Source organism: Streptomyces sp. SJL17-4, assembly GCF_036826855.1.
Lineage (GTDB): Bacteria > Actinomycetota > Actinomycetes > Streptomycetales > Streptomycetaceae > Streptomyces.
In genome coordinates, this window is the sequence record NZ_CP104578.1 from 6,494,092 (window position 1) to 6,514,132 (window position 20,041).

At 74.2% G+C, this 20,041-nt stretch carries 21 protein-coding genes; 11 read left to right on the plus strand and 10 right to left on the minus strand.

Annotated features, from left to right (window positions below):
• The first annotated feature begins 47 nt into the window (after positions 1-47).
• Positions 48-434: a tetratricopeptide repeat protein gene (locus N5875_RS29175; protein ID WP_318207393.1), complete on the plus strand. Its 387-nt coding sequence runs from the start codon at positions 48-50 to the stop codon at positions 432-434.
• A 79-nt stretch (positions 435-513) separates the two neighbouring features.
• Here the strand turns inward: N5875_RS29175 and N5875_RS29180 are convergent, their stop codons facing one another.
• Together N5875_RS29180 and N5875_RS29185 are read right to left on the minus strand one after the other, a co-directional pair.
• Positions 514-783 carry a DUF6343 family protein gene (locus N5875_RS29180; protein ID WP_318207214.1) on the minus strand — a complete coding sequence of 90 codons (270 nt, stop codon included), beginning with the start codon at positions 781-783 and terminating at the stop codon, positions 514-516.
• A gap of 75 nt (positions 784-858) precedes the next feature.
• A complete protein-coding gene (locus N5875_RS29185) occupies positions 859-1,197 on the minus strand; it encodes a hypothetical protein (protein WP_318207213.1) in 339 nt (112 codons plus the stop codon).
• A gap of 208 nt (positions 1,198-1,405) precedes the next feature.
• On the opposite strand from N5875_RS29185, the gene N5875_RS29190 reads away from it, so the two are divergent.
• The 3 genes from N5875_RS29190 (at position 1,406) to N5875_RS29200 (ending at position 6,460) form a co-directional block, all read left to right on the plus strand.
• Positions 1,406-4,270: a DEAD/DEAH box helicase gene (locus N5875_RS29190; protein WP_338497139.1), complete on the plus strand. Its 2,865-nt coding sequence runs from the start codon at positions 1,406-1,408 to the stop codon at positions 4,268-4,270.
• Positions 4,267-5,535 (plus strand): SWIM zinc finger family protein, encoded by a 1,269-nt coding sequence (locus N5875_RS29195; RefSeq protein WP_338497141.1) that lies wholly within the window; start codon positions 4,267-4,269, stop codon positions 5,533-5,535. The genes N5875_RS29190 and N5875_RS29195 overlap by 4 nt, the downstream gene beginning before the upstream one ends.
• Positions 5,536-5,659: 124 nt before the next feature.
• The gene (locus N5875_RS29200) at positions 5,660-6,460 is read left to right on the plus strand and encodes a chaplin (protein ID WP_338497142.1); all 801 of its coding nucleotides are present in this window, start codon (positions 5,660-5,662) and stop codon (positions 6,458-6,460) included.
• Positions 6,461-6,507: 47 nt separating this feature from the next.
• Here N5875_RS29200 and N5875_RS29205 read toward each other — a convergent pair whose 3' ends face one another.
• The 3 genes from N5875_RS29205 to N5875_RS29215 form a co-directional block, all read right to left on the minus strand.
• A complete protein-coding gene (locus tag N5875_RS29205; RefSeq protein ID WP_318207209.1) occupies positions 6,508-7,197 on the minus strand; it encodes a DUF2293 domain-containing protein in 690 nt (229 codons plus the stop codon).
• 13 nt (positions 7,198-7,210) lie between these two features.
• Positions 7,211-7,669, minus strand: coding sequence for a hypothetical protein (locus N5875_RS29210; RefSeq protein ID WP_338497145.1), 459 nt, complete (start codon positions 7,667-7,669; stop codon positions 7,211-7,213).
• Between the two features lie 89 nt (positions 7,670-7,758).
• Positions 7,759-8,970, minus strand: a complete 1,212-nt coding sequence (locus tag N5875_RS29215; RefSeq protein ID WP_338497147.1) for a pyridoxal phosphate-dependent aminotransferase — start codon at positions 8,968-8,970, stop codon at positions 7,759-7,761.
• Positions 8,971-9,061: 91 nt separating this feature from the next.
• Here N5875_RS29215 and N5875_RS29220 point away from each other — a divergent pair, with 91 nt between their 5' ends.
• Positions 9,062-9,703, plus strand: coding sequence for a helix-turn-helix domain-containing protein (locus N5875_RS29220; protein WP_318207206.1), 642 nt, complete (start codon positions 9,062-9,064; stop codon positions 9,701-9,703).
• Positions 9,704-9,722: 19 nt separating this feature from the next.
• Here N5875_RS29220 and N5875_RS29225 read toward each other — a convergent pair whose 3' ends face one another.
• Both N5875_RS29225 and N5875_RS29230 read right to left on the minus strand, forming a co-directional pair.
• A complete protein-coding gene (locus tag N5875_RS29225) occupies positions 9,723-10,079 on the minus strand; it encodes a MerR family transcriptional regulator (protein WP_318207392.1) in 357 nt (118 codons plus the stop codon).
• Between the two features lie 26 nt (positions 10,080-10,105).
• The gene (locus N5875_RS29230; protein ID WP_318207205.1) at positions 10,106-10,858 is read right to left on the minus strand and encodes an SDR family oxidoreductase; all 753 of its coding nucleotides are present in this window, start codon (positions 10,856-10,858) and stop codon (positions 10,106-10,108) included.
• A gap of 43 nt (positions 10,859-10,901) precedes the next feature.
• Here N5875_RS29230 and N5875_RS29235 point away from each other — a divergent pair, with 43 nt between their 5' ends.
• Both N5875_RS29235 and N5875_RS29240 read left to right on the plus strand, forming a co-directional pair.
• Complete coding sequence (locus N5875_RS29235) at positions 10,902-11,411, plus strand: hypothetical protein (protein ID WP_318207204.1); 510 nt, start codon at positions 10,902-10,904, stop codon at positions 11,409-11,411.
• Positions 11,412-11,416: 5 nt separating this feature from the next.
• Positions 11,417-12,052, plus strand: coding sequence for a uridine kinase (locus N5875_RS29240; RefSeq protein ID WP_338499296.1), 636 nt, complete (start codon positions 11,417-11,419; stop codon positions 12,050-12,052).
• A 96-nt stretch (positions 12,053-12,148) separates the two neighbouring features.
• Here the strand turns inward: N5875_RS29240 and N5875_RS29245 are convergent, their stop codons facing one another.
• Together N5875_RS29245 and N5875_RS29250 are read right to left on the minus strand one after the other, a co-directional pair.
• Positions 12,149-13,069 (minus strand): PfkB family carbohydrate kinase, encoded by a 921-nt coding sequence (locus N5875_RS29245; RefSeq protein ID WP_318207203.1) that lies wholly within the window; start codon positions 13,067-13,069, stop codon positions 12,149-12,151.
• Positions 13,066-14,106 (minus strand): pseudouridine-5'-phosphate glycosidase, encoded by a 1,041-nt coding sequence (locus tag N5875_RS29250; protein ID WP_338497150.1) that lies wholly within the window; start codon positions 14,104-14,106, stop codon positions 13,066-13,068. Before N5875_RS29250 ends, N5875_RS29245 begins: the two co-directional genes overlap by 4 nt.
• Positions 14,107-14,379: 273 nt before the next feature.
• On the opposite strand from N5875_RS29250, the gene N5875_RS29255 reads away from it, so the two are divergent.
• The 4 genes from N5875_RS29255 (at position 14,380) to N5875_RS29270 (ending at position 18,692) form a co-directional block, all read left to right on the plus strand.
• Positions 14,380-14,736 carry a cupin domain-containing protein gene (locus N5875_RS29255; protein ID WP_338497153.1) on the plus strand — a complete coding sequence of 119 codons (357 nt, stop codon included), beginning with the start codon at positions 14,380-14,382 and terminating at the stop codon, positions 14,734-14,736.
• Between the two features lie 295 nt (positions 14,737-15,031).
• On the plus strand, positions 15,032-16,372 hold the full coding sequence (locus N5875_RS29260) for a discoidin domain-containing protein (protein ID WP_318207200.1): 1,341 nt from the start codon (positions 15,032-15,034) through the stop codon (positions 16,370-16,372).
• The gene (locus N5875_RS29265) at positions 16,372-17,709 is read left to right on the plus strand and encodes an MFS transporter (protein WP_338497157.1); all 1,338 of its coding nucleotides are present in this window, start codon (positions 16,372-16,374) and stop codon (positions 17,707-17,709) included. Before N5875_RS29260 ends, N5875_RS29265 begins: the two co-directional genes overlap by 1 nt.
• A complete protein-coding gene (locus N5875_RS29270; protein WP_318207198.1) occupies positions 17,697-18,692 on the plus strand; it encodes a hypothetical protein in 996 nt (331 codons plus the stop codon). The genes N5875_RS29265 and N5875_RS29270 overlap by 13 nt, the downstream gene beginning before the upstream one ends.
• A 67-nt stretch (positions 18,693-18,759) precedes the next feature.
• Here N5875_RS29270 and N5875_RS29275 read toward each other — a convergent pair whose 3' ends face one another.
• Positions 18,760-20,025, minus strand: coding sequence for an MFS transporter (locus N5875_RS29275; RefSeq protein ID WP_338499297.1), 1,266 nt, complete (start codon positions 20,023-20,025; stop codon positions 18,760-18,762).
• Between the last annotated feature and the right edge of the window lie 16 nt (positions 20,026-20,041).

Consider the following 20,041-nt stretch of genomic DNA (forward strand, 5'->3'; position numbering starts at 1 on the left):
TGCCGGGTCCGGTGTTCAACCACCGGATCGAGGGGAAGGATGCCATGGTGGCCGACAGAAACCCGGAAACGCACGTCATCGACTTCCGCGCAGCCGAACATCTGCTGGCCGCGCGGGATCCTCGTGGCGCGGTGAAGCTCCTGGACTCGGTGATCGCCGCCCATCCCGAGAACACGGCGGCGCGTCTGCTGCGGGCCCGTGCCTTCTTCGCGGCCGCGCAGCTGCGTCCCGCGCAGCTGGAGTTCGAGCTGGTCCTGGAGCGCGAGCCCGACAACGCGTTCGCGCACTTCGCCCTCGCCCGCACCTTCGAGCGCTCCGGGCTGACCGCCCAGGCCACCCGGCATTTCCGCCTCGCGGCCGCGCTGGACCCGAAGCCGGAGTACCTCCAGGCCGCCGGGTTCGACACGGAGAACCGGGAGAGCACGGAGAACTGACCGGGAGAGCACGGAGAACCGGGAGAACCCGGAGAGCACGGAGAACCCGGAGAACCGGGAGAGCGCGGAGACGCCCTGCTCAGCGCCCCGTACCGCCGTGATCCGGTTCGTACGGCGGGATGTCCCGGCCCGGCTGCCAGTGCGGGCCCTGGTGGATGTGGCGCACCACCATCGCCAGGTCGACCAGGACGACGAGGAACAGCACGCCGCAGGCCGCGGCCCAGCCCGGCCGGCCGAGCAGCGAGAAGACGGTCGTGCCGAAGGCGGCCCAGAGCAGTCCCCACAGGCCCAGCCAGAAGCGCATGCGCAGGGGACTGCGCGCGGTCGCCGGTTCGTTCCCGGAACGCATGACGGTCACCATCTCCCGTCCGAGCCCCGAAGGGCTCTTCCAGGATGGACCCTGCGGCGGGGTGGAGGGAACCGGCTAGTGGATGACGTTGTAGCTGCGCCACGGCAGGGCGCCCGGCGCGATCTGGTTGCTGCTGTTGGTGGGGAGGTAGATGTTGTGCTTCCCCTTGCAGTCGCGCGTCGGGTACAGCCTGATGTCGACCAGGGTGTTGTTCTCGACCCTGGTCACCCCGCGCGGGGCGACGAGGCGGTGGCAGCCGTTCACCGAGGGGCTCGTCACGGTCACCACGACCTCGCGCTCCGTCTCGTACGAGAGCGTGCCGACCATGGTGCGGCCCAGGCTCGAACAGCCGGCGACGGCGAAGGTGAGCAGCACGGCCCCGGTGGCGGTCGTGAGACGCCGGCGAACGGACATGGCGGTTCCTCTTCTGTCGGAGTCCAGGTCGGTGTTCCGGCGGCACCTCGGGTGCACCCGGTCCAGGCCACCTTCGCGCCCCCGGGGGCCCTTGTCATCCGCTGCTGGGCCGCTCGGGCGAACCCGCCTGGCGGCCGTTGTCAGACCCCCGCCGTAAGGTCGGACATCCAGTCGACACTCGTCGCCCGAGGGGAAGGAGCGCGGAGCCGTGGCACACACCTGGACGACCAGTGCCGCCGTCTTCCTGCCTGCCGCCCTGCCCCGTGAGGGCCGTGTGGCCTTCTGGGCCCCCGACGGCGGTGCGCTGCCGGACCCGGCGGAGAGCGGCGCGGAGCGCGTCGAGCTGACCGTCGCCCGGCGGCACGGCAGCGGCGCCCGGAGCAGGTCCGTCCCCGCGCTGACCCTGCCGGTCGACGCCGCGCTGCCCCACCTCGTCGCGGCCCGCCACCACCCGGCCGCCCACCCGGCGACCGCCGGCTGGGGCGCCGCCGCCCTGCACGCCCTGCATCTGGTGGCCCGCGGCCGCATGCTGCCGGGGCTGACCGCCGACGACCTGGACGCCTGGCGGGCCGGCCCCCTGGACGCCGACGACATCGCCCATCTGCGGGCCGTCGCCGCGGCCCTGCCGTACGAGGCGCACGCCGTGCCCGTCCCCGGGCTGGGGCAACTGCGCCTGCCCGACCCCGAGGCCCTGGTGCGCGCCTTCCTCGACGCGGTCGCCGACATCCTGCCCAGGACCCCGGCCGCCGCCCACGCGGTGGGGGCGCCGTTCGCGGCCCGTGCGCCCCAGCACCTGCCCCGCGCGCGTGCCTGGGCCGCCGAGGCGGCGGCCGGGATGGACGCGGGCGTCCGGGTCTCGCTCCGTCTGGACTTCTCGCCGTACGAACTGTTCGACACGGCCGACGGCGAAGACGGTACGAGCGCCGCTTCCGTGACCTCCCGGGGCGAGCGCCACGCGGCCGCCGCGCTCCTCCAGGTCCACAGCCTCGCCGACCCCACCCTCGTCATCGACGCCACGGCGCTGTGGGCGGGCGAGGGCGAGCACTTCGGGCCCCGCGCCCGGATCGACGCGGTCCTCGCCCTGCGCCGGGCCGCCCGTGTCTGGCCGCCGCTCGCCCGGCTCCTGGAGCGGGAGGTGCCCGACGTCCTCGCCGTCACCGAGGACGAGCTGTACGAACTGCTCGGCCCGGCCGCCGCCCGGCTCGCCGACGCCGGGGTCGCCGTCCACTGGCCGCGCGAGCTCGCCCGCTCCCTCAGCGCCTCCGCCGTCGTCAGCGCCACCCACACCGCGCCGGGCTCGGCGACCGACGGCACCGCGTTCTTCGACAGTGAGGAACTCCTCCGGTTCAACTGGCAGCTGGCCCTCGACGGCGACCCGCTCACCGAGCGGGAGATGGACCACCTCGCCGAGGCCCACCGGCCGATCGTGCGCCTTCGCGACCAGTGGGTCGTCATCGACCCCGATCTCGTCCGCAAGGCCCGCAAGCGGGAACTCGGCCTGCTCGAACCGGTCGACGCCCTCGCCGTCGCCCTCACCGGCACCGCGGAGGTGGACGGCGAGACCGTGCCCGCCGTCCCCGTCGGGGCGCTCGCCGCGCTCCGGGACCGGCTCCTCGCCGGACCCGAGGACGTGCAGGCCCCGCCGGGCCTCACCGCCACCCTCCGCGACTACCAGCTGCGCGGTCTCGCCTGGCTGGACCTGATGACCTCGCTCGGCCTCGGCGGCTGCCTCGCCGACGACATGGGCCTCGGCAAGACCGTCACCCTCATCGCCCTCCATCTGCGCCGCGCCCGGCGCGCCCCCACCCTCGTCGTCTGCCCGGCATCGCTGCTCGGCAACTGGCAGCGGGAGGTGGGGAAGTTCGCCCCCGACGTGCCCGTCCGGCGCTTCCACGGTGCCGAGCGCGACCTCGACGGCGTCGAGGGCGGGTTCGTCCTCACCACCTACGGCACCCTTCGGACGAGCGCCGCCGAACTGGCCGGGCGGGAGTGGGGGATGGTCGTGGCGGACGAGGCCCAGCACGTCAAGAACCCGTTCTCCGCGACCGCGAGGGCGCTGCGCGAGATCCCCGCGCCCGCCCGGGTCGCCCTCACCGGCACCCCCGTGGAGAACAACCTCTCCGAGCTCTGGGCGCTTCTCGACTGGACCACGCCCGGTCTCCTCGGCCCGCTCAAGGCTTTCCGCTCCCGGCACGCCCGCGCCGTCGAGAACCACGAGGAGATCGAGCACGAGGAGGCCGTCGAGCGGCTCGCCCGGCTCGTCCGGCCCTTCCTGCTGCGCCGCCGCAAGTCCGACCCCGGCATCGTCCCCGAGCTGCCGCCCAAGACGGAGTCCGACCATCCCGTCTCCCTCACCCGGGAACAGGCCTCGCTGTACGAGGCGGTCGTCCGCGAGACCATGGCGCGGATCGAGGAGGCCGAGGGCATCGCCCGCCGGGGCCTCGTCATGAAGCTGCTGACCTCCCTCAAGCAGATCTGCAACCATCCCGCGCAGTACCTGAAGGAGGAGGCGCCGCGCGGCAGCGGCACCGCACGCCTCGCCGGCCGCTCCGGGAAGCTCGCACTGCTCGACGAGCTCCTGGACACCATCCTCGCCGAGGACGGCTCGGTTCTCGTCTTCACCCAGTACGTGACGATGGCGCGGCTCCTCGCCGGCCACCTGGCCGCACGCGGCATCCAGGCCCAACTCCTCCACGGCGGCACTCCGGTGGCCGAGCGGGAGCGGATGGTCGACCGTTTCCAGGCCGGTGAGGTCCCCGTCTTCCTGCTCTCCCTCAAGGCCGCGGGCACCGGCCTCAACCTCACCCGGGCCGGCCATGTCGTCCACTACGACCGCTGGTGGAACCCGGCCGTCGAGGAGCAGGCCACGGACCGGGCCTACCGCATCGGGCAGACCCAGCCGGTGCAGGTCCACCGGCTCGTCGCCGAGGGCACCGTCGAGGACCGGATCGGCGAGATGCTCCGTGCCAAGCGGGCCCTGGCCGACGCCGTCCTCGGCTCGGGCGAGGCGGCCCTCACCGAACTGACCGACCGGGAGCTCGCCGACCTGGTGTCCCTGAGGAGGCCCTCGTGACCACGCCACGGGGCGCGCGCGGAGCAGTGCCCCGCCATGACGACCGCCGCCGCAGCTTCCCGCAGGTCGCACCCCGCGAGGCCCCCGACGGGCGGTTCGCCGCCACCTGGTGGGGCAACGCCTGGGTGGAGGCCCTGGAGGACGCCGCCCTCGACCCGGCCCGCCTCGCCCGCGGCAAGGCGTACGCGGGGCGCGGCCATGTCGACGCGATCACCGTCACCCCCGGCCGGGTCGTCGCGTACGTCCACGGCAGCCGGCCCCGCCCGTACCGCACCGAGATCAGGATGCGGACCCTCGGCGACGACGGCTGGGAGCGGTTCCTCGACGAGACGACCGCCCGCCCCGACCACATCGCCGCCCTGCTCGACAAGGACGTGCCGCACGCCCTGGAGGCGGTCACCGGACTGCTGCCCGCGCCGGGCGATCTCGTCCCCGACTGTTCCTGCCCGGACGACGGTTACCCCTGCAAGCACGCCGCCGCCCTCTGCTACCAGGCCGCCCGGCTCCTCGACGAGGACCCGTTCGTCCTCTTCCTCATGCGTGGCCGAGGGGAGCAGGAGCTGCTCGCCGAGCTGACCCGGCGCAACGCCGCCCTGTCCGCCGCCGAGACGACCGCCGCCGCACCCCCGATGCCCACCGTTCCCGCCCGGGCCGTGTTCGAGGCCGCGGAGCGGGCGGGGCTGTCGCTGCCTCCTCCGCTGTCGCCTCCGGACCGGCCCGGCCGCCCGGCCGTCTTCCCGCCCGACCCCGACGCCCCCGACCCGCTCGCCCTCGACCTCCTCGCCTCCGAAGCCGCCGCCCGCGCCCATGTGTTCCTCACCACGGGGCACGATCCGGTCGCCGCGCTCACCCCGTGGCAGGACGCCGTCCGGCTGGCCGCCGCGCACCCCGGTTCCGGGCTCACCGCCTCGACCCGCGCCCTCTACCGGGACTTGGCCTACGCGCTCGACCGCACCCCCACCGACCTCGCGCGGGCCGTCGCCGCCTGGCGGCAGGGCGGCGCCGCCGGTCTCGCCGTGCTCGAGGAGCCGTGGGATCCGCCGGCGGGTCCGTTCGACCGGGCCAGACCCGCCCTGATCGCCGCCGACTTCCCGGCCTTCCGCCCCTGGCGCAACCGGCTCTCCACCGAGTCCCTCCAGCTCCGCCTCGGCCGGGACGGCCTCTGGTACGGCTACGAGTCGGACGCCGGCCGCGAGGACTGGTGGCCGCGCGGCGCCCCCGACCACGACCCGGTCGGCGCCCTCACCGATCTTCTGGGGCGCTGACCGACACTCGAACGGGGCTCACTCGATGGAGTGAAACCCATCAATGGCCTGATCCGGCACGTGCGTTTGTCGCGTTGATTCCGGTACGGGCACTTGCCCGCACACCTCCGGAAGGCAGGAAGCCATGAGGCAGATTCGCCGAAGTGGTCTGGCCACACTGTTGGTCACGGGTGGGGCGATCGCCCTCTCGGCCGGCGCCGCGCACGCCGACTCCGGCGCGCAGGGCGCCGCGGTCGGTTCGCCGGGCGTCGGCTCCGGCAATACGGTGCAGCTGCCGGTGCACGTGCCGGTCAACGTCTGCGGCAACACGGTCAGCGTCGTCGGCCTGCTCAACCCGGCCTTCGGCAACGGCTGCGCCAACCGCTCCGCGGAGAAGGAGCCCGACGGCTACGGCTCGGAGGACGGCGGCTCCCACAAGGACGAGCCCGGCACCCCGCGCGGCGGAGAGCAGGCAGGCGGTTCGCACGGCGGCGGGTCCACCGACGCCGGTTCCGCCAACGGCGGCGGGTCCACGGCCGAGACCCACGTCGCGGGCTCTCCCGGCGTGCTCTCCGGGAACGGCCTCCAGCTGCCCGTCGACCTCCCCGTGAACGTCAGCGGCAACTCGGTCAACGTGGTGGGCATCCTCAACCCGGTCTTCGGCAACACGTCGGTCAACGGCCCCTCGAAGCCCACGCCGCCGGTGGAGACGCCGACGCCGCGCCCGCAGACCCCCGTCCGGAACGTGCCGGTTCCCCAGCCGGAGACCGAGACCGAGACGGCGAAGCCCGTTCCGCTCCCCGCTCCGCAGGGCGAGAAGAGCACGGTCGCGCTGGCCGCCACCGGTTCCGACAGCATCGGGTACACCGGCGCCGCGAGCGCCGCGCTGCTCCTCGGTGGAGCCCTGCTGTACCGTCGCGCCCGCCGCGCCGGGGACCAGGCCTGACGCTTCCGTCCTCGCGGCCGGGCCGACGTGGGCTGACACCCGAGTTGTCAGCCGCGCCCCCGGCCGTCGGCGTCCCCGCCGCCGCGACGCCAGGCCCGGAGCACCGCCTCGATGGCGGGCGCCACCCTCGTCCGGGCCTGGTGCCGAGGAACACCCCGCATCAGCAAGGTGTCGTACGGCGTGTCGACATGGCGTACGGAGGCGCGCACCGCGGCCGTGACGGCGCCGCGGTCGAGCGAGCGGCCCGCCGCCGTGCGCCCCACCCGTCCACTGCCCTTCGCCGAGGCGTGGACGGCGATCTCCGTGGCCCGGTCCGCCGGGACGGACGGGAAGAGCCGCAGGATCTCCGCCCGGAGGACCTCGGTGATCTCCACGTCGAGCGCCGCGCGCCGTACGGCGTCCCGCGCCCGGCGCCTGGCCCGGGCCTCCGCGTCCGCCAGGCAGGACAGCTCCGCCGCGGCGAGCGCCGCCTCCTCGACGAGCAGGCCCTGACGCTCGTACCGGGTGCGGCGCCGGTTGTGGCGTACGACCACCGCCCAGAGCGTGCTGCCCTCGCGGGCCCGGCGGGTGAGCGCCGTGTCGCCCCGCCGCAGGAAGACGAGATGCCCGAGGTCGGCGCAGTCGAGACAGACCGGGGCGTTGAACTCGACGATCATCCGCTCCAGGGGCCCCTGCCGGCACTCCGAGCAGCGGCGGCGCCTGAGCGGCTCGACGACCACGGGTGCGACGAGGTCCATGTCCGGGCCCCGCTCAGCGCACGCCGGGCGCGGCCGCGGCGATGAACTCGGCGAGCGCTTCCTTCGCCTCCGCCGAGCGACGGGCGCGCTCGGTCTCTCCCCGTGCCTCGTGCATGCAGTGGGCCTGCTCGAAGGCGGCCTCGGCCAGCCGCCGGACCTGTGGGTCGTCGCAGACCAGCTGCACGCGGAAGAGGGCCTGCCGGGCGGCGGTCCGCTGCCGGTAGGAGGCGTGGCGGGACTCCTCCGCCTCCTCCGAGCCGGGCTCCTCGGCCGCCCGGAACCAGCGGTCGTTCTGGCTGTGCCGGTAGTCGACGACCGCGCCCGCGTAGGCGCTGTAGGTCGCGATCCGCTCCTGGCGGAGCTGTTCGGTCCGGGCCAGCGAGGCGGTGCGCTCGGTGGCCCGCCCCTGGAACCAGTGCGTGGCGATGACGCCCAACAGGGTCCCCGCCACCGCTATCAGCGCCACATCCATGACCGGGCGCCCCCTCCCGTCCTGCCGTCCGTTCATCGGCCCGAAGGATCTTCAGGCCCTCAGATCATGACAGTTGAGGGGGTGGCGCGTCACTGCCGGTAGCCGCTCAGAAAGCGGCCGATGCGGCTGATCGCGGCGTCCAGGTCGTCGGCGTACGGCAGGGTCAGGATGCGGAAGTGGTCCGGGCGGGGCCAGTTGAAGCCGGTGCCCTGGACGACCTGGATCTTCTCGCGCAGGAGCAGGTCGAGGACGAACTTCTCGTCGTCGTGGATCCTGTGCACGGCGGGGTCGAGGCGGGGGAAGGCGTACAGCGCTCCCTTCGGCTTCACACAGGAGACGCCGGGGATCTCGTTGAGCTTCTCCCAGGCCCGGTCGCGCTGTTCGCGCAGCCTGCCGCCCGGCGCGGTCAGCTCGTGGATCGACTGCCGGCCGCCGAGCGCGGCCTGGATGGCGTACTGCGCGGGGGCGTTGGGGCAGAGCCGCATGGAGGCCAGCATGGTGAGGCCCTCCAGATAGTTCCTGGCGTGCTGCTTCGGGCCGGTGACGACCAGCCAGCCGGAGCGGAAGCCCGCCACCCGGTACGTCTTGGAGAGCCCGCCGAAGGTGAGGACGACCAGGTCGGGGGCGAGCGAGGCGGCCGGGTGGTGGACGGCCTCGTCGTAGACGATCTGGTCGTAGATCTCGTCGGCGAAGACCATCAGGCCGTGGCGCCGGGCGAGGTCGAAGATGCCCTCCAGGACCTCCCTCGGATAGACGGCGCCCGTGGGGTTGTTGGGGTTGATGACGACGATGGCCCTGGTGCGGTCGGTGATCTTCGACGCCATGTCGTCGAGGTCCGGGTACCAGTCGGCGGACTCGTCGCACAGGTAGTGCACGGGCTTGCCGCCCGCGAGCGTGATCACCGCCGTCCACAGCGGGTAGTCGGGGGCGGGTACGAGGACCTCGTCACCGTCCTCCAGGAGGGCCTGGACGGCCATCGAGATCAGCTCGGACACGCCGTTGCCGAGGAAGATGTCGTCGACGTCCACGTCCGGCAGGCCCATGGACTGGTAGCGCTGGGCGACGGCACGGCGGGCGGAGAGGATGCCGCGCGAGTCGGTGTATCCGTGGGCCTTGGGGAGCATCCGGATCATGTCCTGGACGATCTCCTCGGGGGCCTCGAAGCCGAAGAGCGCCGGGTTGCCGGTGTTGAGGCGCAGGACGCTGTGGCCCGCCTCCTCCAGCGCGTTGGCGTGCTCGATGACCGGGCCCCGGATCTCGTAACAGACCTCGCTCAGCTTGCTCGACTGCCGGAACTCCATGTCCGACCTCCCCAAGTCCCCGGAATCAGTGTTGCTTGGTTTTACCAAGTTCGAGCTTGGAAAGTCCAACAACATGTCTAGACTGCGTCGCATGCCACGTCAGCCACGCCGCCGCAGCTACGACCAGCACTGTGCCGCCGCGCGCGCCCTCGACCTCGTCGGCGACCGCTGGACCCTGCTCGTCGTCCGCGAACTCCTCGCCGGGCCGCGCCGCTACACCGACCTCCACGCCGACCTTCCGGGCGTCAGCACCGACATGCTCGCCGGCCGCCTCAAGGACATGGAGGGCGCCGAGCTGGTCACCCGTCGCCGACTGCCGCCGCCCGCCTCGGCGTTCGTGTACGAGCTCACCGCGCGCGGCCGCGAACTGCTGCCCGTGCTGCGCACCCTCGCCGCCTGGGGGGCGCCCGACCTGGGCGAACCGCGGCCCACCGACGCCGTCCGAGCCCACTGGTACGCGATCCCGCTGCTCGGGGCGCTCGCCGAACTGGGCGCCGGAGTCGTCCAGGTGACCCTGGACGAGGGCGAGTTCTTCGTACGGGTCGGGGGCGACGGTGCCGTGTCGTACGGGGACGGGGTGTACGGCTCTGGTACGGCCGAGGTGCCCGACGCCCGGCTGCGGACCGACGCGGCGACCTGCCGGGCCCTCGCGGGCGGGGAGTCGACGCTCGCCGAGGCCATCGCGACGGGGCGCGCGGCGCTGGAACGGTCCGTGCGGGCCGCACAGGCGTAACGACGGGCCCCCGGGGGGATCAGGACCGGTCCGACACCACGCCCAGGCTTCGTGCCAGCCGGTTCCGGGCCTCGGTCTGGGCCGCGATCCGCGCGTCGAGCACGGCCAGCCGCTCGCGGGCGATCTCCAGGCCGCGGGGGGACGGTGGGGCCGAGGGCACGTCACCGTCCAGGCAGGAACGGAACGCGGACACGTCGTCCAGGGTGAGGCCGGCGTCCAGGAGGTACCGGATGTTCGACACGCGCGTCACGGCGCCCTCGTCGTACACCCGGTATCCGTTGGCCGCGCGGGTCGACGTGATCAGTCCCGCCGCCTCGTAGTGGCGCAGGGCGCGCGGCGACACCCCGGTCCGCCGGGCCAGTTCACCGATGCGCAAGGACGCCACCTCCTCGACCACTCCTATCACGCGACCAGCGCACCCCCGTCGACGGGCAGGACGGTGCCGGTCAGGAAGGAGGCGTCCGGCGCCGCGAGCGAGGTGATCGCCCAGGCGACCTCCTCGGGGCGGCCGATGCGGCCCAGCGGAACGTGCGCGAGCTGCCAGGCCCGCAAGGCCTCCAGCCGCTCGGGGGAGAGACCCATGTGGTCCGCGATCGGGGTCTCGATCGGGCCGGGGGCGACCGCCACCACCCGTACACCGTCAGGTGCGAGCTCCACCGCCCAGCAGCGGGTCAGGGTCTCCAGGGCGCTCTTGGTCGCCGGATAGAAGGAGTTGGCCGGCCAGCCGCGCTGGCCGATCGTCGTCGTCACGTTCACCACGACGCCCCGCGACTCCCGGAGCGCGGGGAGGGCGGCCTGGGTCAGCAGGACGGGGGCGACGAGATTGGTCTCCAGGAGCGGGGCGATCACCGAGCGGTCGAGGGTCCCGAGCGGGCCGCCGAGGGAGATCCCGGCGTTGTTGACGAGGACGTCGAGACGGCCGTGGCCGGTCACGGCGGCACGGACGATCTCCTCGGCCGCGCCCTCCGCCGTGACGTCGGCGACGTGCGGGTGGATGCCTGGATGCCCCTCGGCGGTCTCCCGCAGCGGCTCGGCCCTGCGGCCGACGGCGAGGACCGTCGCCCCCTGACGGGCGAAGGCGCGGGCGGTGGCCCGGCCGATGCCGGTGCCCGCACCGGTGACGACGGCGACCCTGGTGGGTGTGATGGTGTCCATGAATCCGATGGTCAAACAGTGACGCCAGTGACAAGGTCAAGCCGTGGTGTACGAACTGGCGCACGAGCTCTGGTCGGCCCTGCCGTGGGAGACCCGCGAACGGGTGGACGCCCTGGTGATCCGGCGGCAACGGCTGATGGCGGTCCGTGAGATCTGGCAGGCGGGCGTTCTCCCGCGGCCCGACCTGAACGACTGCGTCGCCCTCGGCGCCGTACGCGAGGAGATCCTGGCGGACCGGCTCGTACCGCTGCCGCGCCAGGACGTGGACGCGCTCGCCGAGCAGGCCTCGGCGCTGCCCCGTCGGCCCGTCGCCCTGGAACTGGAGTGGGACGGGGACACCTGGGGCTGGATCCTGCTGCTCGGCGCCGTCCTCCCCGGCGAGGCGGAACGGCCGCATCCGCTGGCCCGGTGGCAGGGGGTCGACTGGGCGGGGCCCCTCGCCACCGCACGGGCCCTGGCGGACCGGTTCGGGGTTCCCCTGCGCGGTCCCGGCGACGACGGGCCGCCGGACATGCGGGCAGGATGGTCGGGAGACGCGGGTCGAGTGGGATGAGCGGGATGCGATACGAGGCGATCACCTGGGAACGGCTGGCGGAGGCGCTGGCCCGGCGGCTCGACGGGGCCGCGCCGGCGGACGGGAGTGGTTGGCTCAAGGTCGCCGTGGACGGGCCGCCCGCCGCGCCCGGCGGCGAGTTCGCCGAACAGCTCGCCGGGGCGCTGCGGACGCGCGGGCGCTCCGTCCTCGTCGCGGGGACCGGCGGCTTCCTGCGGCCCGCGTCGCTGCGGTACGAGTACGGGAAGCAGGACCCGGACGCGTACTACGACGGGTGGACCGACACCGGGGCGCTGTGGCGGGAGGTCTTCGGGCCGCTGGAGCCCGGCGGCACCGGGCGGGTGCTGCCCGACCTGTGGGACCCGGTGAAGGACCGTGCGACCCGCAGCCCGTACGTGACGCTGCCGCCCGGCGGGGTGCTCGTGCTGCACGGGCCCTTCCTGCTCGGCCACTGGTTCCCCTTCGACCTCACCGTGCACCTGCGGCTCTCGGCCGCCGCGCTCGCCCGGCGCACCGAGGAGGCCTGGACGCTGCCGGCCTTCGCCCGGTACGAGTCGGAGGTCGATCCCGGCGACGCGGCGGATGTGGTCGTCCGCGCGGACGACCCGCGCCACCCGGCCTGGACGGGGTTCGGCAGCTAGAGGGGCGGGGGCTGGGGGGCTTCGCCTCGCGCTCGCGGCTTCGCCCCGTGCTCGTGAAGCTCCTCGCGTCAGGCATCAGACGCCAGGCGTCTGGCGTCAGGCGCCCGGCGCCGGCGGTCCGGCCGGTGGTCTCCCGCCGACCACCGTGACCGCCACCGCGCCCGCGCGGCAGCCCTCCTCCGCGGCCTTCGCGGGGTCCGCGCCCGCGAGCCGGGCCGCCAGGAAGGCGCCGGTGAACGCGTCGCCCGCGCCCGTGGAGTCCACCGGCCGCGCCGCAGGCGCCGCCACTCGCGCGGTCACCGTGCCGTCCTCGGCGACCAGCGCCCCCGCCGCCCCGAGGGTGACCACGACCAGCGGGAAACGGCGGCTCAACTCCGCGGCCGCCACCTCCGGTTCGTCACGCCCGGTGAGCGACCGGGCCTCGTCGGCATTGGGCAGCAGCACCTCCGCGCCGTCCGTCGCCGCGAGGAACCGCTCCATTCCCAGCTCCGCCAGGAACCCCGCCGACGCCGGGTCCACACTCACCGGCACCCCCGCCTCCCGTGCGTCCCGCAGTGCCAGCCGGGCTGTCTCGCGGCTCGGCTCGGCGAAGAACAGGTAGCCGGAGAGATGCAGCCGGGCCACGCCGTCGAGCAGGCCGGCCGACCAGTCACCGGGGGAGAGGCGCAGGGCGGCGCCGCTGTCGGTGAGGAACGTCCGCTCCGCCGAGGAGTCCACCAGCGCGATCACGGTGGCCGTCGCCGCCTCCGCGTCCGGGACGAGCAGGGGACGCACGCCCGCGTGCCGAAGTGCTCGCTCGTGCCAGTCGGCCGCGTCCGTCCCCACCCGGCCGAGGACGCGCACGTCGGGGCAGCCGGAACGCGCCGCCCAGCACGCCGCGTTGGCTCCGGCACCGCCCGGCAGGGTCCGTATCTCCGCCGCCGTGTCGGTCGCGGGCGCCAGCGGTGTCCGGTGCCGGGCGACGACGTCCGTGACCACGTCCCCGACGACGAGCAGCGCACCCGCTGCCCGGCTCACCGGCCGCTCGCGCCGGGTGCGGACCCGGAGCCCGGTGCGGGCCCGGAGCCGCGCGCGGGCTCGTCACCGGGCGCAGACCCGGAGCCGCCCGCCGGTTCGGTACCGGGCGCGGGTTCGGTACCGGGCGCCCTCCCCGCCCCGTACGCCCCCGCGATCCTCGCCGCGAGCCGCACATTGCCCCGTACCGCCGCCAGATTGGCCTCCAGGGACGCCCCTTCCGTGTGCACCGTCAGGTATTCGAGCAGGAAGGGCGTCACCGCCTGCCCGGTGATCCCCTTCTCCTTCGCCGCCGCCAGACCGCCCGCGAGCACCCGGTCGTGCAGCGCGGGATCCAGCTGCTCCGCCACCGGCACCGGGTTGGCCACGATCAGCGCCGCCCGCGACCCGCCGAGCCGGTCCTGGGCGCGTATCACCTCGGCCACCGCCTCCGGGGTCCGCAGGGTCCAGTCGACCGGCTCGCCCGAGGAGGCGAGATAGAAGCCGGGGAACCGGTCCGTGCCGTAGCCGACGACCGTCACGCCGAGCGTCTCCAGGCGCTGGAGCGTCGCGGGCACGTCGAGGATCGACTTGACCCCGGCGCACACGACGGTGGTTCCGACGCGGGCGAGCAGCCGCAGGTCGGCGGACTCGTCCTGGGTGTCCGTCCACTCGCGATGCACACCGCCGAGGCCTCCGGTCGCGAACACCCGTATGCCGGCCGCGTCCGCGAGCCAGGCCGTCGCCGAGACCGTCGTCGCCCCGGTGACGCCGGTCGCCAGGGCCGGGGCGAGGTCGCGGTGCCCGAGCTTCCGCACCGCCGGGTCCTCGGCGATCCGGGTCAGCGCCGCCCGGTCCAGGCCGACCCTGGCCGTGCCGTCGACCACGGCGATCGTGGCGGGGACGGCGCCCCCGTCCCGTACCAGCTCCTCCAGTTCCAGGGCCACCGCCAGGTTTCGCGGGCGCGGCAGACCGTGGGCGATGATCGTCGATTCCAGCGCGACGACGGGACGCCCCTCGTGGAGCGCCTCGCGGACCTCTTCGGACACCTGTGTGGACATGTCCCATTCCTGGCGCGACCACCGGCCCCGCAAACCTCGTTGGCGAGCTCCAGCCACACGGTGGGGGCGCCTTCGGATTCCGTCACGGGGTGCCCGGCGGGATCGTCCGGGGCGGCCGCGCCACCCGTCCGGTGCTTCGCCGAAGGGGTCGTGCGGATTTCGTCGTCGTCTCGGGTTCCGGGCGTCACGCCTGGTGGAAGGCGAAGCGGAGGGCTTTCGTCCAGCTGGTCCCGGCCTCGGAGCGGCCTTGGACCCCCGCTACAGTCACCGCCCATGACGACACATGACCAGCCCTCCTTCGCCGTACACATCCCCGACGAGGAGCTGGAGGTGGAGCCGCTCGACCCCGCCCAGATCGTCTCCGGTACGCCCGAGGTGACGGGCAAGGTGCTGTGGGAGTCCGCCGACGGCAAGCAGCTGCGCGGCATCTGGCAGATCACGCCCGGCGTCGTCACCGACACCGAGGCCAACGAGCTCTTCGTGGTGGTCTCCGGCCGGGCGACCGTCGCCGTCGAGGGCGGGGACACCCTGGAGCTCGGGCCCGGTGACGCCTGTGTGCTGCGCGAGGGGGACCGGACGACCTGGACCGTGCACGAGACCCTGCGCAAGGCGTACCACATCAGTCTCTGAAGTCACCGTGGGCAGCCTCGACCTGAGGTCTGGTAGGAAACCTTCCTATCGGCTAGCATCCGCGGCAGCGGCTTGGCGCGGCGCCCCACCCCAAGGGGCGTGACGCGCTCAGCGAGAGCTCTGACCCGGCCGCCGAGCACCACCCGCCGTGTGGCATCCCGAATCGCCACCCGGCCGGTCGCCCGTGTCCGTACCCCACGGCACGGGCGCCCCGGCCCGCTGCCGCGCGGCAGGCCCGTGGTGCGCCGCACCGGTGTCCAGCTCTCGCCGACCCCACAGGCCAGGGAGCCCAGGTATGCGCCTGAACGCCTCCGCCCCACCCCGCCGCACCACGACCCCTCTCCCCTTCGTCCTCGCCGCCGTGCTGCTGCTCGTCGGCGGGCTCCTGCTCGCCCTACCGGACCGGGCCGGAGCCGCCGCCGACGTCCTGATCTCCCAGGGCCGACCGGCCACGTCCTCCTCCGTCGAGGACAGCACCTTCGGCCCGGAGAAGGCCTTCGACGGCGTCTCCACCACCCGCTGGGCCAGCGCCGAAGGCGTCGACCCCCAGTGGATCCGGGTCGACCTCGGCCCCTCGGCCACCGTCTCCCGCGTCAAGCTCGTCTGGGAGGCCGCGTACGCCAAGGCCTACCGCGTGGAGATCTCCGCCGACGGCACCACCTGGACCCGCCTCGCCACCGAGACCGCGGGGAACGGCGGCACGGACGACTGGACCGGACTCACCGGCCAGGGCCGCCACCTCCGCGTGTACGGGACCGCCCGCGGCACCTCGTACGGCTACTCGCTCTTCACGGTGGAGGTCTACGGCACCACCGGCACCACGGAGCCGCCCACCGGCGCCTTCACCGTCGTCGCGGCCGGCGACATCGCCGCCCAGTGCACGGCCTCCAGCAGCTCCTGCGCCCACCCCAAGACCGCGGCCCTGGCCCAGCGGATCGCGCCGTCCTTCTACCTGACGATGGGCGACAACCAGTACGACGACGCCCTGCTCTCCGACTTCCGCAACTACTACGACAAGTCCTGGGGCGCCTTCAAGGCGAAGACCCGCCCCGTGCCCGGCAACCACGAGACCTACGACCCGGCCGGCCCGCTCGCCGGCTACAAGGCCTACTTCGGCTCCATCGCCTACCCGCAGGGCAAGCCGTACTACAGCTACGACCAGGGCAACTGGCACTTCGTCGCCCTCGACTCCAACTCCTTCGACGACGCCGCGCAGATCCAGTGGCTCAAGGACGACCTCGCGCGGAACACCAAGGGCTGCGTCGCCGCCTACTTCCACCACCCGCTGTACTCCTCCGGCGGCCACGGCAACGACCCCGTGTCCAAGCCCGTCTGGCAGATCCTCTACGACGCCAAGGCCGACCTGGTGCTCAACGGACACGACCACCACTACGAGCGCTTCGCCCCGCAGGACCCCAACGGTCGCGCCACCGCCGACGGCATCGTCGAGATCGTCGGCGGCATGGGCGGCGCCGACCCCTACGACATCGAGACGGTCCAGCCCAACAGCCAGAAGCGGATCACCGGTTCGTACGGCGTCCTGAAGCTCGACCTCACCGACACCACCTACACCTGGCAGTACGTCGGCACCGACAACCAGGTGAAGGACTCCGGCCCGACCTACACCTGCCACTGATGTACCTCGCGACCACCGGTCGCCCCGACGCGCCGCCCGCCCCCTCGGGGGTCCGGCGGCGCGTCCCCGGCACCGTCCTCGCCCTCGGCGCGGTCAGCCTGGTCACCGACGTCTCCTCGGAGATGGTGACGGCCGTCCTGCCGCTCTACCTGGTCCTCGGACTCGGCCTCTCCCCACTCCAGTTCGGGCTGCTCGACGGCCTCTCGACCGGTGCCACCGCGCTCGTACGACTCCTCGGCGGCGCCACCGCCGACCGCGGCGGCCGCCACAAGCAGATCGGCGGACTCGGCTACGCCCTGTCCGCCTGCTCCCGGCTCGGCCTCCTCCTCGCCGGCGGCGCGACCGGCTGGATCGCGACCGCGATCACCGCCGACCGGCTCGGCAAGGGCGTCCGCACCGCCCCGCGCGACGCCCTCATCACCCTGCACAGCCCACCCGAGGACCTGGGCCGCGCCTTCGGCACGCACAGGGCCATGGACACCACCGGCGCCCTCCTCGGCCCCCTGGCCGCCTTCGCGCTGCTGTGGGCGACCGCCGACGCGTACGACGCCGTCTTCGCCGTCAGCTTCAGCGTCGGGGCGTTCGGCGTCCTGCTGTGGGTGCTGCTCGTCCCCGGGCGGACACGGGGCGACGAGAAGGCACCCGTCCTCCCGGCGGAACCACGCGCGCGTGGCGGGTCCGCGGAGCCACGCGCGCGTGGCGGCTTCCTCGGTGGACTGCTGGGCGGGCTGCGCTCGCCCGGGTACCGACGGATCGTGATCTGCGCCGGAATCCTCGGCGCCGCCACCATCGGCGACGCCTTCGTCTACCTGCTGCTCCAGCGACGGCTCGCGTTCGACGCGACCTGGTTCCCGTTCCTGCCGCTCGGCGCGGCCGGCGTCTATCTGCTGCTCGCCGTCCCCGCCGGACGCCTCGCCGACCGGATCGGGCGGCGAGCACCGCTCCTGTACGGGCACGGGGCCCTCCTCCTCGCCTACGGACTGCTCCTCGCCCCGCTGCCCGACCCCGTGGTCCTCCTGGGCGTCCTCCTCCTGCTCGGGGTCTTCTACGCCGCCACCGACGGTGTCCTGATGGCCCTGGCCGGGCCCTTCCTGAGCGAGGGCCGGCAGGCGAGCGGCCTCGCCGTCGTCCAGACCGCGCAGGCGCTCGCCCGGCTCGGCGCCGCCGTCGCGTTCGGCGCCGTCTGGACCGCGAGCGGGCCGGAGACCGCGCTCGTCACGGCGCTGCTCGCCCTCACGGCGGCCCTGTGCTGCGCCGCGCGGCTGCTCCCCACGACTCCTTCCGAGCCCTCCGATTCGAGCCCTCCGAGAGGAGCGACCGACCCATGTCCGACCTGACCGGCGCCCGCCCGTCCACCCGTACGCGCGTGTGGATCCTCGTACTCGCCCTTCTGCTGCTCGGCGGCGGGGCCACCGCCTACACGCTGCGCGCGGCCTCGGGCCGCGAGGCCGCGGTCGCCGGGACCGCCGCCCCCGGCTTCACCCTCGACCGTGACACCGGCGCGCTCTACGCGCGGGACACCGCGAGCGGCCGCATCGCGCGCGTGGACCCGTCCGCCCCCGGCGGCCGGGTGGTCGGCGGCCCCTCCTGCGACCGCTTCCACGCCGCCGGGCCCACCGCGCTCTGCCTCCAGCGCAGGCCGGGCGTCCCGGCCCGCTCGTACGCCCTGGTGCTCGACCGGCAGCTGCGCGAGGTGCGGCGGATCGGGCTGCCGGGCATCCCCAGCCGGGCCCGGGTCTCGGCCTCGGGGAACATGCTCGCCTGGACGATGTTCGCGACCGGAGACTCCTACGCCCGCTCGTCCTTCTCCACCCGGACCTCGATCCTCGATCTGCGGACCGGCTATCTGGTGAAGAACATCGAGCAGATCCCCCTCACCCTCGGCGGCCGCCGGCACCACGCCCCCGACGTCAACTACTGGGGCGTCAGCTTCGCCGCCGACGACAACCGCTTCTACGCCACCGTCTCCACGGGCGGCCGTACCCATCTCGTCGAGGGCGACATGCGGAACTGGTCCGCCAGGGCCCTGCGGGAGAACGTCGAATGCCCTTCGCTCTCCCCGGACGGCACCCGGCTCGCCTTCAAGAAGCGGGTCTCCGACGGCCCGAGCGAGCCGTGGCGGCTGTACGTGTACGAGCTGGGCACCGGGCGCGAACACGCGGTCGCCGAGCGGCGCGGCATCGACGACCAGGCGCTGTGGACGGACCGGGAGACCCTCGCGTACGGCTACGGGGGAGCGGTCTGGTCGGTCCCGGCCGACGGTTCGGGCACCCCGCGCCGCCTGGCGAGCGGGGCCTCCTCCCCGGCGGTGCCGCACTGACCGACCGTACGAAGCCTCATGCCTCCCGGAGCCGCACGTCTCCCGCAGCCGCACGCCTGCCGCAGCCTCACGCCTTCCGGAGCGAGCCGCGGAGCGCGAGCGCCGCCATCGGCAGCAGCAGGCAGGCCGCGATCGCGTTCAGCGGTCCGTAGCCCGCCTGCGCCACGATCAGGCCCGCCGCGAGGCCGCCGACACCGGCGGCGGTGTTCATGATGAAGTCGGAGAGCCCCTGGACCGCGGCCCGCGCGGCCTGCGGCACCGAGTCCGTGAGCAGCGCCGAGCCGGACACCAGACCCGCCGACCAGCCGAGGCCGAGGATGAACAGGCCGAGGGCGGTGCGGCCGTGGCTGGGCCCCGCCGTGCCCGCGACGAGTGCCGCCACGCCGATCAGCCCGACCGCGAGCCCGATCACCGACAGCCTCCCCAGCCGGTCGGACAGCCAGCCCATCAGGGGCGAGAAGGCGTACATACCGGCGATGTGCCCACTGATGACGAGCCCGATCAGCTGGATGTCCGCCCCGTGGTGGGTGAGCGCCACCGGGGTCATCGACATGATCGACACCATCGCGGTGTGCGAGCCCGCGACGGTGACCACCGCGAGGCGGGCCTTCGGGGACTCCCGTACCGCCCGCATCCCGGCCCGCAGGGAGCGTTCCTCCGGCGCCTCGCCCGCGCCGGTCCCGTCGAGCGCGCGGGCGGTGAGGAGGGGGTCGGGGCGCAGCAGCACGGCCACCATGGCCGCCGCGATCACGAAGACTCCGGCGGCCCAGACGAAGGGGCCCGCGGTGGCGGGTATCCCCAGGCCCGCGACGCTCTTCCCGGCCGGCGCGGCGATGTTCGGGCCCAGGACCGCCCCGATCGTCGTCGCCCACACCACGGTGGAGATGGCCCGCGCCCTGCGGTCCGGTGCGGCGAGGTCGGCGGCGGCGAATCGGGCCGCCAGGTTGGCCGATGATCCGGCGCCGAAGCCCACGAGGCCGAGGAGCAGCAGGGGGAAGCTCGCGGCGACCGCCCCGAGCACGGCGACCCCGGCGCCGACCGCGCCGATGAGGTAGGCGAGGACGAGACCGGCCCGGCGGCCCCGCGAGGCCATCAGGGCGGCCAGCGGCATGGCGAGCAGCGCGGGCCCCGCCACGGTCGCCGTCGACGCGAGACCGGACAGTGCCTCGGAACCGCTGACGTCCCTGGCGAGCACGGCGGCGAGCGCGACGCCGGTGGCGATGCCGAGGCCCCCGAGGATCTGGGTGGCGATGAGCACGGCCTGAACGCGCCGGCGCAGCGCGGGGAGCTCGGCGTCGGTGACGGGGGTGGGGCCGGGTATGTGGCCGGGCAGGGTGGCGTCAGGGGTG